The sequence below is a fragment of the Streptomyces bicolor genome (genome assembly GCF_000719285.1).
Classification (GTDB): Bacteria; Actinomycetota; Actinomycetes; order Streptomycetales; family Streptomycetaceae; genus Streptomyces; species Streptomyces bicolor.
On record NZ_JOFS01000020.1, the window covers coordinates 175938 to 190771 of the forward strand.

At 69.7% G+C, this 14834-nt stretch carries 11 protein-coding genes; 3 read left to right on the forward strand and 8 right to left on the reverse strand.

All coding sequences use genetic code 11. The features are described from left to right. The 3 genes from IF78_RS0125870 to nsdA all read right to left on the reverse strand — a co-directional run bounded on the left by IF78_RS0125870 (nucleotide 1) and on the right by nsdA (nucleotide 3520). The gene (locus tag IF78_RS0125870) at nucleotides 1–339 is read right to left on the reverse strand and encodes a P-II family nitrogen regulator (RefSeq protein WP_003997576.1); all 339 of its coding nucleotides are present in this window, start codon (nucleotides 337–339) and stop codon (nucleotides 1–3) included. Beyond that, nucleotides 336–1691 (reverse strand): ammonium transporter, encoded by a 1356-nt coding sequence (locus IF78_RS0125875; RefSeq protein WP_031485127.1) that lies wholly within the window; start codon nucleotides 1689–1691, stop codon nucleotides 336–338. The genes IF78_RS0125870 and IF78_RS0125875 overlap by 4 nt, the downstream gene beginning before the upstream one ends. Before the next feature lie 335 nt (nucleotides 1692–2026). Beyond that, a complete protein-coding gene (gene nsdA, locus IF78_RS0125880; protein WP_031485129.1) occupies nucleotides 2027–3520 on the reverse strand; it encodes a transcriptional repressor NsdA in 1494 nt (497 codons plus the stop codon). A 458-nt stretch (nucleotides 3521–3978) separates the two neighbouring features. Here nsdA and IF78_RS0125885 point away from each other — a divergent pair, with 458 nt between their 5' ends. After that, entirely contained in the window at nucleotides 3979–4635 is a 657-nt protein-coding gene (locus IF78_RS0125885; RefSeq protein ID WP_031485131.1) for a bifunctional DNA primase/polymerase, read from the forward strand. A gap of 106 nt (nucleotides 4636–4741) precedes the next feature. On the opposite strand, the gene ftsY is transcribed toward IF78_RS0125885, so the two are convergent. Further along, nucleotides 4742–5953, reverse strand: coding sequence for a signal recognition particle-docking protein FtsY (gene ftsY, locus IF78_RS0125890; protein WP_031485134.1), 1212 nt, complete (start codon nucleotides 5951–5953; stop codon nucleotides 4742–4744). Between the two features lie 105 nt (nucleotides 5954–6058). On the opposite strand from ftsY, the gene IF78_RS0125895 reads away from it, so the two are divergent. After that, the gene (locus tag IF78_RS0125895; RefSeq protein ID WP_031485136.1) at nucleotides 6059–7030 is read left to right on the forward strand and encodes an LLM class flavin-dependent oxidoreductase; all 972 of its coding nucleotides are present in this window, start codon (nucleotides 6059–6061) and stop codon (nucleotides 7028–7030) included. A 126-nt stretch (nucleotides 7031–7156) separates the two neighbouring features. Here the strand turns inward: IF78_RS0125895 and IF78_RS0125900 are convergent, their stop codons facing one another. The 4 genes from IF78_RS0125900 to IF78_RS0125915 all read right to left on the reverse strand — a co-directional run bounded on the left by IF78_RS0125900 (nucleotide 7157) and on the right by IF78_RS0125915 (nucleotide 13457). Then, entirely contained in the window at nucleotides 7157–8572 is a 1416-nt protein-coding gene (locus IF78_RS0125900; RefSeq protein WP_031485138.1) for a sugar porter family MFS transporter, read from the reverse strand. A gap of 155 nt (nucleotides 8573–8727) precedes the next feature. Then, nucleotides 8728–12327: a chromosome segregation protein SMC gene (gene smc, locus IF78_RS0125905; protein ID WP_031485140.1), complete on the reverse strand. Its 3600-nt coding sequence runs from the start codon at nucleotides 12325–12327 to the stop codon at nucleotides 8728–8730. 261 nt (nucleotides 12328–12588) lie between these two features. Then, the gene (locus IF78_RS0125910) at nucleotides 12589–12792 is read right to left on the reverse strand and encodes a hypothetical protein (RefSeq protein WP_031485142.1); all 204 of its coding nucleotides are present in this window, start codon (nucleotides 12790–12792) and stop codon (nucleotides 12589–12591) included. A 383-nt stretch (nucleotides 12793–13175) separates the two neighbouring features. Next, the gene (locus IF78_RS0125915) at nucleotides 13176–13457 is read right to left on the reverse strand and encodes an acylphosphatase (protein WP_031485144.1); all 282 of its coding nucleotides are present in this window, start codon (nucleotides 13455–13457) and stop codon (nucleotides 13176–13178) included. A 153-nt stretch (nucleotides 13458–13610) separates the two neighbouring features. Between IF78_RS0125915 and IF78_RS0125920 the strand changes: the two genes are divergently transcribed. Next, nucleotides 13611–14783 carry a CAP domain-containing protein gene (locus IF78_RS0125920; protein ID WP_031485147.1) on the forward strand — a complete coding sequence of 391 codons (1173 nt, stop codon included), beginning with the start codon at nucleotides 13611–13613 and terminating at the stop codon, nucleotides 14781–14783. Nucleotides 14784–14834: the final 51 nt, after the last annotated feature.

Genomic DNA, 14834 nt, shown 5'->3' on the forward strand with positions numbered 1-14834 from the left:
TCAGAGCGCGTCGGGACCGCGCTCGCCGGTCCGGACCCGTACGGCCGTCTCGACCGGCAGGGACCAGACCTTGCCATCACCGATCTTGCCGGTGCGGGCGGCCTTGACGATGACGTCGATCAGCTGCTCGGCGTCGTCGTCCTCGGCCAGGACCTCGATACGGATCTTCGGGACCAGGTCGACGGTGTACTCGGCACCGCGGTAGACCTCGGTGTGGCCCCGCTGACGACCGTAGCCGCTCGCCTCGGTGACCGTCAGGCCGTGTACTCCGAAGGCCTGGAGGGCTTCCTTGATCTCGTCGAGCCGGTGGGGCTTGACGACAGCGGTGATGAGCTTCATGCGTCCACCTTCTTGCTCGCGGCCGCGGCGGCCGGGGCCGCGACGGCGGTCTTGGCGGCACCGCCACCGGCGCCACTGAAGTCGTATGCGGTCTCGGCGTGCTCGGCCTGGTCGATGCCGGCCACCTCCTCGTCCTCGGAGACCCGCATGCCGATGGTCTTGTGGAGGACGAAGGCGATCAGCGCGGAGACGATCAGCGAGTAGGCGAGCACACCGCCGACACCGGCGAGCTGCTTCCACAGCTGGTCGAAGCTGTGGTCGCCGTAGAAGACGCCCGTGGCCTCGGACTGGCCCTTCCCGCTGGCGAAGAAGCCGATCAGGACCGAGCCGACGACACCGCCGACCAGGTGGACACCGACGACGTCGAGCGAGTCGTCGTAGCCGAACTTGTACTTCAGGCCGACGGCCATGGCGCACAGGACACCGGCGATGGCGCCGACGGCGATCGCGCCCATCGGGGTGACCGAACCACCGGCCGGGGTGATCGCGACCAGACCCGCGACCGCACCGGAGGCGGCGCCCAGCGTGGTGAACGCGCCGTGGCGGATCTTCTCGTAGATGAGCCAGGCCAGCATGGCGGCGGCGGTGGCGACCTGCGTGTTGACGAACATCAGCGAGCCGACGCCGTCGTCGTTGCCGAGCCAGGAACCGGCGTTGAAGCCGAACCAGCCGAACCACAGCAGGCCCGCGCCGAGCATGACCAGCGGGAGGCTGTGCGGACGCATCGGGTCCTTCTTGAAGCCGACACGCTTGCCGATCACGAGGATCACACCGAGCGCGGCCGCACCGGCGTTGATGTGGACCGCCGTACCACCGGCGAAGTCGATCACACCCATGTCGAAGGCCCAGCCGCCGTCACCCCAGACCCAGTGGGCGACCGGGAAGTACACGACCGTGGCCCACAGCGCGATGAACAGCGCCCACGCCGAGAACTTCACGCGGTCCGCGAGGGCACCGCTGATCAGGGCGGGCGTGATGATCGCGAACATCAGCTGGAAGACGAAGAAGACCAGCACCGGGATGTTGTACGTCGTGCCGGCCGAGCTCCACAGCTCGCCCTTGTCGAGGTTGCCGAGGCCGACCCAGTCGGAGTTCCAGCCGATGAGGCTGCCGGAGTCCTTGCCGAAGGCGAGCGAGAAGCCGAACAGCACCCACAGGATGGTGACGATTCCCAAGCTGATGAAGCTCATCATCAGCATGTTGAGGGTGCTCTTGACGCGGACCATGCCTCCGTAGAAGAAGGCCAGGCCCGGTGTCATGAGCATCACCAGGGCGGAACAGATGAGCATGAAACCTGTGTTGGCGGGCGACAGCTCTACCTTGTCTGCCGCCATCATGATGGCTGGAGCCATCGGCGTCTCCTCGTGGTTGGTACGGCCCCGTGCGGGCGAAGCCTGAGCGGATTGAGGGGTGGGCCGGTTATGCGCCACGAGATTGGCGCAGCGCGGTTTCGGTGGAAGCCCCTCGTTGTTTCGCCACCGTGACGAAGGCGCCCTGCGTGTTACGCGTTGATGAACTCCGAGATGTTGCGCTGCACGATCGTTATCGTGGCGCAACCTTCACGGAGGGAAACGAAACCGGCCGCGGTCGGCCTTCCGATGACCTGGCATGGGGGAGCCGAGTCGGGCAGTTCGGGAGGGCCGGCCGCGGCCGGGGTTCTGGGGTTTCTGGGTTTCGCCCGGGTCGGTCAGACCGCCTCCGCGGTCTCCGGCAGCTCCACGGCGAGCTTGTCGGTGAGGTCCACGACCTCGGCGAGATCCCCGAAGTCACGGGCGGCCGTGTCCACCGTCTTTCGAATACGAGTGTTGACGCGCTCGGAGCGCACCTTCTTGGCGATGTGCATGGCCTGCTCGGCGTAGACCGCGCTCTGCTCGGGCTCACGCCGCAACAGGTGCACCGTGGCCATGCCGATGAGGTTCAGTGCGTACGACCGCTGGTGCTCGCCGTCCTTCGCGAACAGGTCCACGGCCCGCCGCATCACCGGCTCGGCCAGCGAGGCGTACGTGGGGCTGCGGCCGGCGACATAGGCGAGGTCGCGGTAGGAGTGGGAGTTCTCGCCGTACAGCTCGGCCTCGGAGAAGAAGCGGATCCAGTCCGGGTCCGGCTCGTCCCACTCGTCGGACTCGGCGAAGGTGTCCTCGGCCATCCGGACCGCCCGCTTGCACTTGCCGGGCTGACCCATGTTGGCGTAGGCGCGGGCCTCCATCGCATACAGCATCGACTGGGTGCGCGGGCTCGCGCAGTCCCGGCTGCCGTACTGCGCGAGGTGGATCAGCTCCAGGGCGTCGTCGGGCCGGCCGAGGTGGATCATCTGGCGGCTCATGCTGGAGAGGATGTACGAGCCGAGCGGCCGGTCGCCCGCCTCCTTGGCGGCGTGCAGCGCGAGGACGAAGTACTTCTGCGCGGTCGGCTGGAGACCGACGTCGTAGGACATCCAGCCGGCCAGCTCCGCCAGCTCGGCGGCGACCTTGAACAGCTTGCGGGTGGTGGCCTCGGGCTGCGGCTCCTGGAGCAGGTCGGTCACCTCGTGCAGTTGGCCGACGACCGCCTTGCGGCGCAGACCGCCGCCGCACTGGGCGTCCCACTGCCGGAACATCACGGTGGTGGACTCCAGCAGGTCCAGCTCGGGCTTCGACAGACGGCCACGCGCGCGTGAGGACGGGACGGGTCCGGGCTCCTGGTACGGCGCGGGCGGCGCGGGGACCAGCCAGCGCTGCATCGGCTCGATGAGGGACGGGCCGGCGGACAGGGCGAGCGAGGTCCCGAGGAAGCCGCGCCGGGCCAGCATCAGGTCGCTGCGCGAGAACTCGCTCAGCAGGGCCACCGTCTGCGGGCCCGTCCAGGGCAGGTCGACACCGGACACGGAGGGTGACTGACGGGCGGCGCGCAGGCCGAGGTCCTCGACGGAGACGACGCAGCCGAACCGCTCGGAGAACAGCTCGGACAGGATCCGCGGGATCGGCTCGCGCGGGTTCTCGCCGTCCAGCCAGCGCCGTACCCGCGAGGTGTCCGTGGAGATGTGGTTGGCGCCCAACTGGCGGGCTCGGCGGTTCACTTGGCGGGCCAGTTCGCCCTTCGACCAGCCGCTGCGCACGAACCAGGACGCGAGCAGCTCGTTGGGGCGCTTGTCAGCGTGCGATGCGCCACCAGCACTCGTACCGCTTCCGCTGTTGCCGCTCACTGGAACGCCCCCATCCCTTGGACCACTTGTCACCGAGTGCGCCAAGCCCTATCAGAATGCCGGTAAACACGGTCGCCCGTCCGGCAGTTCTCACCCTTCGAACGGAAAGCCGACTTGCCCCCGGCATACCCACGAGCGCATGTGCCCCGAGGCTCCGTGCACTCACAGTAATCCTACGATCACGCCCCCAGCCATGGCGATCCCGGAATCGCCACCATTCGCCACCCCTTCGAATGAACTAACGGTGGCGTCTCCGCGATTCACTTGACATAGGACGGCCGGGAGTGGGCGTAGCGAAGCACCCAGGGGCGCGCGTCGCCGAGTCCGCGACCCGGGGCACTTCCGAGCGCCACGTGAACTGAGCGGCGTCACTGGGTAACCGGCCGCCGAGGAACACAGAGGGTCACGAACCGAATTCGCGTCGTAACCACGGGCGCGCTGGACCCGTTGGAGGGGGCATGGGCTTCACGATCGGCGGCATCCGGGAGATCCGATCCGGCTCGCGGCGACGCGGCCGCTTCTCGGAGTGCACCTCCGTCGCCGAGTTCACGGGGTTGTGGGGCTGGGACGTGGTGCCCGGCGCGCGAACCTCGGCGGGCGCCTGTTCGTGCGGCCGCTCCGACTGCGACGCGCCCGGCGCTCACCCCCTCGACTTCGCGCCGGAGGTTCCGGCCGGGGCCACACTCGACGAGGTCGCCAAGGCGTGGTCGGAGTTTCCGGGCGCCGCGGTGATGCTGCCGGTCGGGCGGGCGTTCGACGTGATCGAGGTGGCCGAGCCCGCCGGGCGCCGCGCGCTGACCCGGCTCGAGCGCATGGGCCTCCCCCTCGGCCCGGTCACCGCCACCCCCGAGGGCCGCGCCCATTTCTTCGTCGCCCCCGGCGCCGCCGCCGAGCTCCCCGAGCTCCTCTACCGCATGGGCTGGGACGACCCGACCCACCTCGACCTGCGCGGCCTCGGGCCCGGTACGCACATCACGGCTCCGCCGTCCGACCGGGGCGGACTGGGTCCGGTGCGCTGGCTGCGGCCGCCCGCGCTGGACACGGCGACGAAGCCGCCGGCGGCGCGGTTGCTGCTGGGCACGCTGGCGTATGTGGCGCACCGGTCGCGGGCGTAACAGGAGCACAACCCTCACAGCCGTCACAGCGAAGCGCCCGTCCCCCAACTGCACCTTGGGAGGCGGGCGCTTCTTCGAACCACGTACCGAATTTGGTAGGTGGGTGTCACTCTCCGATCAGGGCGTCAACAAACGCCTCCGGCTCGAACGGCGCCAGATCATCGGCACCCTCGCCCAGCCCGACCAGCTTCACCGGCACGCCCAGCTCGCGCTGCACCGCCACGACGATGCCGCCCTTCGCGGTGCCGTCCAGCTTGGTGAGCACGATGCCGGTGATGTCGACGACCTCGGCGAAGACACGGGCCTGGACCAGGCCGTTCTGCCCCGTGGTCGCGTCCAGCACGAGCAGCACCTCGTCCAGCGGCGCGTGCTTCTCGACGACGCGCTTGACCTTGCCGAGCTCGTCCATGAGGCCGGTCTTGGTGTGCAGGCGCCCGGCGGTGTCGATGAGGACGACGTCCGTCCCCATCTCCTTGCCCTCCTTCACCGCGTCGAAGGCGACGGAGGCGGGGTCGCCGGCCTCCGGCCCGCGCACGGTGTAGGCGCCGACCCGCTCGCCCCAGGTCTGCAGCTGGTCGGCGGCGGCGGCGCGGAAGGTGTCGGCGGCGCCCAGGACCACGCTGCGGCCGTCGGCCACGAGGACGCGGGCGAGCTTGCCCGTGGTGGTGGTCTTGCCGGTGCCGTTGACGCCGACGATCATCACGATGCCGGGCTTGCTCGTCTCCGGCTCGGTCTTGACCGTGCGGTCCATATCGGTGCCGACCAGCTTGAGCAGCTCCTCGCGCAGCAGGCCGCGCAGCTCCTCGGGGGTGCGGGTGCCGAGCACCTTCACACGCTCGCGCAGACCCTCGACCAGCTCCTGGGTGGGCTGCACGCCCACGTCGGCGGTGAGCAGCGTGTCCTCGATCTCCTCCCAGGTGTCCTCATCGAGATGCTCCCGCGAGAGCAGTGTGAGCAGGCCCTTGCCCAGGGCGTTCTGGGAGCGGGAGAGCCTGGCGCGCAACCGGATCAGACGGCCGGCGGTGGGCTCCGGGACCTCGATCGCGGTCGGCGGGAGCTCTTCGACGACGGGCGGTTCCTCGACGGCGACCCCGGTCGAGCCGCCTGGGAGATCCACCTCCTCTATCGTCCGGCGCTCTTCGTCGCGCGGTGTCTCGGCCTCGTCGCCGACATGCGGCTCGGCCGGAGGGGCGGTGATGTCGGGGGCGGCCGGGGGCGGCGGAGGCAGCGGCTTCTTGCGCCGGCTGCCGACGATGAGCCCGCCGAGCGCGCCGAGCACGACCACGGCGATGACTACAGCAAGGATGACGATGTCCATAACGCGTCCAGTATCGGCCATGGAGGCCGGCGACACCGCTCTGGATGTCTGACACACCGTCAGCTAACGTCCGCCTTCACACCCGCCCGGTGAAGGGGGACCCCCATGCCCGTCACGGTCGTACGCTTCAACCTCGTCGAGCCCGACGCGACCCCCGCCTCGCTCAGCGCCCGCTACCGAGCCGCCCTGGAGATGGCGGCATACGCGGACGAGCACGGGATCACCACCGTGCAGACGGAGGAGCACCACGGCGCCGAGAACAACTGGCTCCCCGCCCCCTTCTCCTTCGCGGCGGCGGTCTTCGGCGCGACGCGGCGCATCGCGGTCACCGTCTCTGCGATCATCGGCCCCCTGCACGACCCGCTGCGGCTCGCCGAGGAGATCGCCGTACTGGATCTGCTCAGCGGCGGCCGGCTGGTCACGGTCGCCGGGATCGGGTACCGGCCCGAGGAGTACGCCCTGTTCGACGTGGACTGGAAGCAGCGAGGTCGCCTCCAGGACGAGCTGCTGGAGACGCTGTTGAAGGCGTGGACCGGCGAGGAGTTCGAGTACCGCGGCCGGACGGTGCGGATCACCCCGCGTCCGTACACCGAGCCGCACCCCCTGCTCCTGGTCGGCGGTTCCTCGAAGGCCGCCGCGCGCCGTGCCGCCCGGCTGGGCCTGCCGTTCTTCCCCAGCGCGCATCTGCCGGAGCTGGAGGCGTACTACAAGGAGCGGCTCGTCGAGTACGGCACCGAGGGCTGGACCATGATGCCGGCCGCCGAGACGCCGTTGCTGCACATCGCCGAGGACCCCGACCGGGCCTGGGCCGAGCACGGCGGCCACTTCCTGCACGAGGCTCGGACGTACGCGTCCTGGCAGTCCGGGGACATCCGCTCGGCGGTGAAGTCGGGGGCCACGACGGTGGAGGAGCTGCGCGCCGAGGGTGTGTACCGGATCGTGACGCCTGAGGAGTGTGTGGCGCTGGGTTTCGACAACTACGTACTGCATCCGTTGTCGGGCGGGATGCCGGTGGAGGAGGGGTGGCGGAGTCTGCGGTTGTTCTGCGAGGGAGTGCTGCCCGGGCTCGGCGCCTGACGTGTCGTACACGAACCGCCGCCCCGGCTCGGGCAGTGGCCGAGCCGGGGCGGCGGCGTGGTTACGGGGAGAGGGGCAGCGGGGACTTGGCCCTTCTCCCCGAGTTCGGGGAGCCCTTCCTGGGGCTCAGCCCATCTCCTCCAGCTTCTTGCCCTTGGTCTCGGGCACGAACTTGAGGATGAAGGGGATGGAGAGGAAGGCGAACACCGCGTACATGACGTAGGTGAGCGACAGGTTCCAGTCCGACAGGTCCGGGAACGTGATCGTGATCAGCCAGTTGGCGATCCACTGGGCCGAGGCGGCCACGCCCAGGGCGGCGGCGCGGATCTTGTTCGGGAAGACCTCGCCGAGCATGACCCAGACGACCACGCCCCAGGACAGGGCGAAGAAGAGGACGAAGGCGTTGGCGGCGATCAGCGCGACGTAGCCCTGCGCGGTCGGGAGCGGGTCGTTGCCGTTCTGGAAGGAGAAGGACCAGGCGGCCGCCGCGAGCGAGATGCCCATGCCGACAGAGCCGATCAGGGCGAGCGGCTTGCGGCCGATGCGGTCGACGAAGATCATCGCGATCACGGTGCCGATGATGTTGATGATCGAGGTCTCGAACGAGTAGAAGAACGAGCTCGACGGGTCGACGCCCACCGACTGCCACAGCAGGTTCGAGTAGTAGAAGATGACGTTGATGCCGACCAGCTGCTGGAAGACGGAGAGGCCGATACCGATCCACACGATCGGCAGCAGACCGAACCGGCCGCCCAGCAGGTCCTTGAACGTCGACTTGTGGTCGCTGCGCATGGCCTGGTCGATCTCGGCGACCCGGCTGTCCAGGTCCACGTCGCCCTCGACGTCGGCGAGGACCTTCTTCGCGTCGTCGATACGGCCGACGCTGATCAGGAAGCGCGGGGACTCGGGGATCGCGAAGGAGAGCAGCCCGTAGACGATGGCGGGCAGGACCATCACGCCGAGCATCCACTGCCAGGCCTCGAGGCCCGCGACCGTCCCGCGCTCCTCGCCGTCGGCCATGTTGAGGATGGCCCAGTTGACCAGCTGCGACACGGCGATGCCGATCACGATGGCGGCCTGCTGGAACGAGGCGAGCCGGCCGCGGTACGCGGGCGGGGCGACCTCGGCGATGTAGGCCGGGCCGATGACCGAGGCCATACCGATGGCGATGCCGCCGAGGACACGCCAGGCGGCGAGGTCCCACGCGGCGAACGGGAGCCCGGAACCGACGGCACTCACGGCGAACAGCACCGCCGCGATCTGCATGACGCGGATCCGGCCGATGCGGTCGGCTATGCGGCCGGCGATCGCGGCGCCCAGTGCGCTGCCGAGCAGGGCGCTGGCGGCGACGGTTCCGGTGACGCCGGAGCTGAGGTCGAACCGGGCCTGGATGCCGCCGTTGGCTCCGTTGATGACAGAGCTGTCATAACCGAACAGGAAGCCGCCCATGGCGGCCGCCGCGGTGATGAAGACGACGTGCCCGAGATGTTCGGGATGCGACGTCCGGGCTCCTGACGTGGGTGCCTGCGCTGTGCTGGTCACGTGTACTCCTCGGGCACCGGCAACGCTGCCGGGTGAAGGCAAAAGCAACGTCGATGACCCTATGTCTTCAAGTTTCGAAGTCAAGGGATCGAGGATGTGACCTTGAAAGGAGCAGGTGAGGGGAATGTGTTCAACTCTTGAATGAAGGGAGGGGGTCAGCGAAGCCGCTGGCTGATGACCTTCGACACACCGTCGCCCTGCATGGAGACGCCGTACAACGCGTCGGCGACCTCCATCGTGCGCTTCTGGTGCGTGATCACGATCAGCTGCGAGGCCTCCTGCAGCTCCTGCATGATGCGGATAAGCCGCTGCAGGTTCGTGTCGTCGAGGGCGGCCTCGACCTCGTCCATGACGTAGAACGGGCTCGGCCGGGCCTTGAAGATCGACACCAGCATGGCGACGGCGGTGAGTGAGCGCTCACCACCCGAGAGCAGGGACAGCCGCTTGACCTTCTTGCCGGGCGGACGCGCCTCGACATCGACACCGGTGGTGAGCATGTTGTCGGGATCGGTCAGGATCAGGCGGCCCTCGCCACCGGGGAACAGCCGGCTGAAGACGCCCTCGAACTCCCGGGCCGTGTCCCGGTACGCCTCGGTGAAGACCTGCTCGACGCGCTCGTCGACCTCCTTGACGACCTGGAGCAGATCCGCGCGGGTCTTCTTCAGGTCCTCGAGCTGCTCGCTGAGGAACTTGTGCCGTTCCTCCAGCGCCGCGAACTCCTCCAGGGCGAGCGGGTTGACCTTGCCGAGCTGCTGGTAGGCCCGCTCGGCGGCCTTGAGCCGCTTCTCCTGCTCGGCCCGGACGAACGGCTTGGGCTGGTTGCGGGGGTGCTCGGGGTCCTCGGGGAGCTGCTCGCCCTCGGCGGCCAGGGAGGGCGGCACCAGCTGGTGGGGGCCGTACTCGGAGACGAGCCCCGCCGGCTCCACGCCCAGCTCCTCCAGCGCCTTGGTCTCCAGCTGCTCGATCCGCATCCGCTTCTCGGCGCCGAGGACCTCGCCACGGTGGACTGAGTCGGTCAGCTTGTCGAGTTCGGCCTTGAGGTCGCGGCCCTGGTTACGGGCGACGGTGAGTTCCTGCTCGCGGCGGGCCTTGGCGGCCTCGGCGGCGGTGCGTTCCTCGTCGGCGCGGGCGAGCGAGACCTCGACGTGCGCGAGGAGTTGGCGGGTTCCGGAGGCGACGGCTTCCGCGACGGCCGCCTCGTGGCGCAGCCGCGCCCGCCGCTGCTCGGCACGCGCGCGTGCGTCTCGCTCCGCTCGGGCGGCTCGGTCGAGGGAGTCGGCGCGGCCGGCGAGTCCCTTGACGCGTTCTTCGTGCGTACGGACCTGGAGGCGGGCCTCCATCTCGGTCTGGCGGGCGTTGGCCCCGTCGGCCGCGAGTCGGTCCCGTACCGACGTGTCGGGCTCCTCCTCGACCGGCATCTCCTCGGCGACGGCCAGCCGCTCCGCCAGCTCCTCGACCTCTTCAAGGGCCTTGTCGAGCGCCTCCTGCGCCCGCGCGGCGGCGGCGACGGAGCGCTCTGCTTCGCCCGCCGCGCCCCGTGCCTGCCCGGCGAGCCGGCCGAGCTGCTGGGCGACGGACGACTTCTCCCGGTCGGCGGCCCTGCGCCGCTCCCCCAGTTCCTCGACGAGCGCGGCACATTCCTTACGCCGCTCCCCCGCCGCGTGCTGCGCCTCGGTGAGCTCCTCGCACCGCACCGCCAGCTCCTCCAATTCGGCGGCGGCCTCGTCCACGGACGCCTGCACTTCGAGGAGGCTGGGGGCGCCTGCGGAGCCGCCGTGGGCGAAGTGGGCGCCGAGGAGGTCGCCTTCGGCGGTTACGGCGGTGAGGTCGGGGTGGGCGTAGACGAGGTCTTCGGCGTCTTCGAGGGCGGGGACGACGACGATGCCGCGCAGGATGCGGCGTACAGCGGGCATGAGTTCGGAAGGACCGCGGACGAAATCTGCCGCGTGAGGTGGTCGGGCGTCTGAGGGTTCGTCGTGGTTTGTCGCGCAGTTCCCCGCGCCCCTGAGGTCGGCTGCCGTACCTGTGTCTTGTGGTTCTCCCGCCAGCAGCAGCGCCGCCCGCCCGCCGTCCTGCTTGCGCAGCAGCCGGATCGCCTCCGCCGCCGCGGACGGTGACGTCACCGCGATCGCGTCGGCCGCCGCCCCGAAGGCGGCCGCCAGCGGTACCTCGTAACCCGGCGTCACCGTCAGCAGTTCCGCGGCGGGGCCCAACAGCCCCGTGAGGCGGTCCTTGGCGCCGAGCAGCGCGCCGGTGCCGTCCTTGCGGCGCAGGCCCAGCGCCAACGCCTCGTGGCGGGCCTGGGTCGCGGCCCGCCCCCGTTCCGCGGCCGTGGCCGCCTCGCGGGCTGCGGACAGGGCGGCCTCCGCCTCCGCCAGCCGCCGCTTCGCCGCCTCGTGCTGCTCGGCCAGTTCCGCGTCCCCGGCGTCCAGGCCGTCGACCTCGGCCTTCAGCACCTCGTACTCCTCCTGGGCGGCGAAGGCCCGCTCCTGGGCCTCGTCGCGAGCGGCGGCCAGGCGGTCGATCTCGGCCTGTGCGGAGGCGGCCCGCGAGCGCGCCGCGTTGACCTGCCCGTTCAGCCGGGCGAGCCCCTCGCGGCGGTCGGCGATGGCGCGGGCGACATCCTTCAGGCGCCGCTCTTCGAGGGCGAGCTCGCGTTCCAGTTCGGCACGGTGGGCGACCGTGTCCTCGAGGGCGCGCTCGGCCGCCTCCAGGGCAGCCTCGAGCTCGGCCTCCTGCTCCCGGATCCGGGCGGCCTCGCGCTCCATGTCCTCGGGGTCGCGGCCCCGGCGTTCCTCCGGCGGTGCGGAGGTGGCGCTCTTCACGCGCGCGTCGGCCAGCGAGATCGTGCCGCGCACCCGCTCGGCCAGCTGGGACAGCTCGTACCAGGTCTGCTGGGCCCGCTGGAGGCGCGGTGTGAGCTGCCGTACCTCGTCCTCCAGGAGTGCCTCGCGTTGCAGCGCTTTCTTCAGCTCCTGTTCGGCGGCCTCCTTGCGCTCCTTCAGCGCGGCCTCGTCGGCGACCTCGGCCTGGAGCGCCTCCCTGAGCCGTACGAGATCGTCGGCGAGGAGACGGAGGCGGGCGTCGCGCAGGTCGGCCTGGATCACGGCTGCCCGCCGGGCGACCGCCGCCTGGCGGCCGAGCGGCTTGAGCTGCCTTCTGAGCTCGTCCGTCAGGTCCTGCACGCGCGCGAGGTTGGCCTGCATCGCGTCCAGCTTGCGGAGGGCCTTCTCCTTGCGCTTGCGGTGCTTGAGGACGCCCGCGGCCTCTTCGATGAAGGCGCGGCGGCCCATGGGGTCGGCGTGCAGGACGGAGTCGAGCTGGCCCTGGCCGACGATGACGTGCATCTCGCGGCCGATGCCGGAGTCGGAGAGGAGTTCCTGGATGTCCAGGAGGCGGCAGGTGTCGCCGTTGATCTGGTACTCGCTGCCGCCGTTGCGGAACATGATCCGCGTGATGGTGACCTCGGAGTACTCGATGGGCAGCGCCCCGTCGGAGTTGTCGATGGTCAGCGACACCTCGGCACGGCCCAGCGGCGGCCGGCCGGTGGTGCCGGCGAAGATGACGTCCTCCATCTTGCCGCCGCGCAGCGACTTGGCACCCTGCTCGCCCATGACCCAGCTGAGCGCGTCCACGACATTGGACTTGCCCGAGCCGTTCGGTCCGACGACACACGTGATCCCCGGCTCGAACCGGAGCGTGGTCGCCGAGGCGAACGACTTGAACCCGCGGAGGGTCAGGGCCTTGAGGTGCACGCCGCTGGACTCTACCTTCCGGGGATGTCTCGCTCCATGAACCCACGGTTTCACCGGTGAACGTGCAGGGCACACCAGACGTTAAAGAGAGTGAAAGAATGCGCGGGGCATTAAGACGGGGGCAAGAAAGAAGGGACGCCGAAGCGTCCCTTGCAACTTCTTACGGCTGACTGGCCAGCCGTTGACAACTTAGCGGTTGAACTTAGCGGTTGTTACGGGCAGCCCAACCACTGCTGGTGCTGTTGTGGAGCGATGCAGTGATCAGGTGAGCGCAGGCTCCGCCTGGTGTGCGTCGATGCTCTCCATGATCCTGTCGTGAGAAGCGGCAGCCTGCAGGGCATCCTTCTCCGCCTGGATCCGTACGAGTTCGGATTCCAGGTCCTGGACACGCTGCTGGAGCCGTCGCATCTCGGCGAGGAGTCGAGGGTCGGAGCCGCCGACGTAACCGAGAAGCGCCTTTGCCATGATGGATGGTCCTCCACACTGAGTGACCGACCGAAGCGGTGTGGGTCGTGAGGGATTCGCACCCGCGGTTGCTTGGCAGGCCTGAAGTTGTGCTGCCGTTCAGCCATGCCAAACAGCTAAGGTGCGCGGGGCTTTCAGCGTCTCACCAAAAAGTTTGACGGTCAACACGATCACGCCCCGTATCGGTGGGAAACCCGGGGGCGCACGGCCGGAAAGCGGCGGTGCTGCGACTCCTGCGGGCCCCTCGGGGCGTGGCGATCATCCTTGCCTGCGGAGCCTGCCACTGCAAGGGGGTTGTTGGCAACCACCTGCTCATTTCTGCTCGGGGCAGTTGCCGGTGGCAGATCCCTCCGCTCGTTCCAGGCCCGCTTTACAGATCCGGCTCAGCGGATGGCGAAGCCGTCGTAACCCCCGCGAGGTGTGTCCCAGATCTCGGTGACACCGTCCACCCGCCCGGGCGTGTCGTCGCCCTGAAGCCAGTCCAGAAGTCCCTCACAGCCTTCACGCGGGCCCTCCGCGACCACCTGGACCCTGCCGTCGCCCAAATTGAGAGCAAAACCACTCAGGCCGCCGATCTCGAGGGCCTTGGCCCGCGTGAACCAGCGAAAACCCACACCTTGGACGCGTCCACGGACCCAGGCGACCAGCCGTACATCCTCGCTCATGAGTGCAACCTAACGGGCCAATGTCTCTTCGGGCACTTCCTCCCCGGGCGCCATGCGGTACCGTCCCCACCCAATGAATCCCATATGAAACTCACACGATCGAGTGAGTTCTGTGGGGATCTTGAGACCGCACGGACGAGGAAGGCCAGAAACATGGGACGCCACCGACGCTCCGCCGCCGGCCGCGCCGCCAGGGGCCGCGCCACGGGGGTCACACATACGGACGGCTCCTATACGGGGGGCCACGACTCCCTGGACTCGTACGCGAACGACCGCCCCACGATGGGCATCGCGCCCTATCTGAACCCGGAGGCGTACGCCGAGGCCTACGCGAAGAGTGACGCCTACCTCTTCGCCTCGGACGACGACTACGACCGGATCACCGACCCGACGACCTTCCCGAGCGACACCTCAGCCGTCGGCGGGCCCGCGGGCGCCGCCACCGCGGTCTTCCACGGTGACGGTTTCACGCCCGACGCCGGCTCCCGCCGCCCCGGGAACGGCTCGCACCGCCGCCGCAAGAAGAAGGCCGCGGCGCCGGTGAAGACCGGACTGCTCGGCGTCTCCGCGGCGGTCGCTCTCGGCACGGTCGCGGTCGCCACGGGCGTGGTGCCCGGCATCGAGAACTACCAGCTCGGCGGGGGCAGCGGCGCGGACCGCGTGCAGGCCGCGGACACCCCGACCAACTCCCCCAGCGAGCAGGGCGGCACCTCCGGCAGCGCCGAGGGTCACGAGGACGGCGGCTCGACGAGCCGCGACGTCGAGCGGCCCGCCTCCCCGACCCCGTCGAAGACGTCGTCCGCGCCGACGAAGACCCCGTCGAAGAAGCCGTCGGCGACGCCCAGCGAGAAGCCGAAGGAATCTCCTTCCCGTACGGCCACGAAGGCGCCGGAGAAGAAGCCCGAGAAGGAGACGGAGAAGCCCAGCGACTCCGTGGCGGTGTCCGCGGAGGCCGTCGCCGCGGCCGAGGTGCTGAAGCTTGTCAACGAGGAGCGCGCACAGGTGGGCTGCAGCGCTCTCTCCGCCAACAGCTCGCTGGCCGACCTGGCGCAGGACTTCAGCGAGGCCATGGCCGCCCGGGGCTTCTTCGACCACACCGACCCCGACGGGGCGTCCCCGTGGGACCGGGCCGCGAAGGCCGGCATAACCGACCTCGGCGGCGAGAACATAGCCCGCGGCCAGGCCGACGCCGCCGCAGTGATGGAGGCCTGGATGAACAGCCCGGGCCACAAGGCCAACATCCTGAACTGCGACTTCAAGACGCTGGGGGTCGGGGTGCACTTCGGCTCCGGCGGGCCCTGGTGGACGCAGGACTTCGGGTACTAGCCCCCGGAACCACACTGTCACTCCCGCACAGGGCGCTAACTTCTGGTTAGC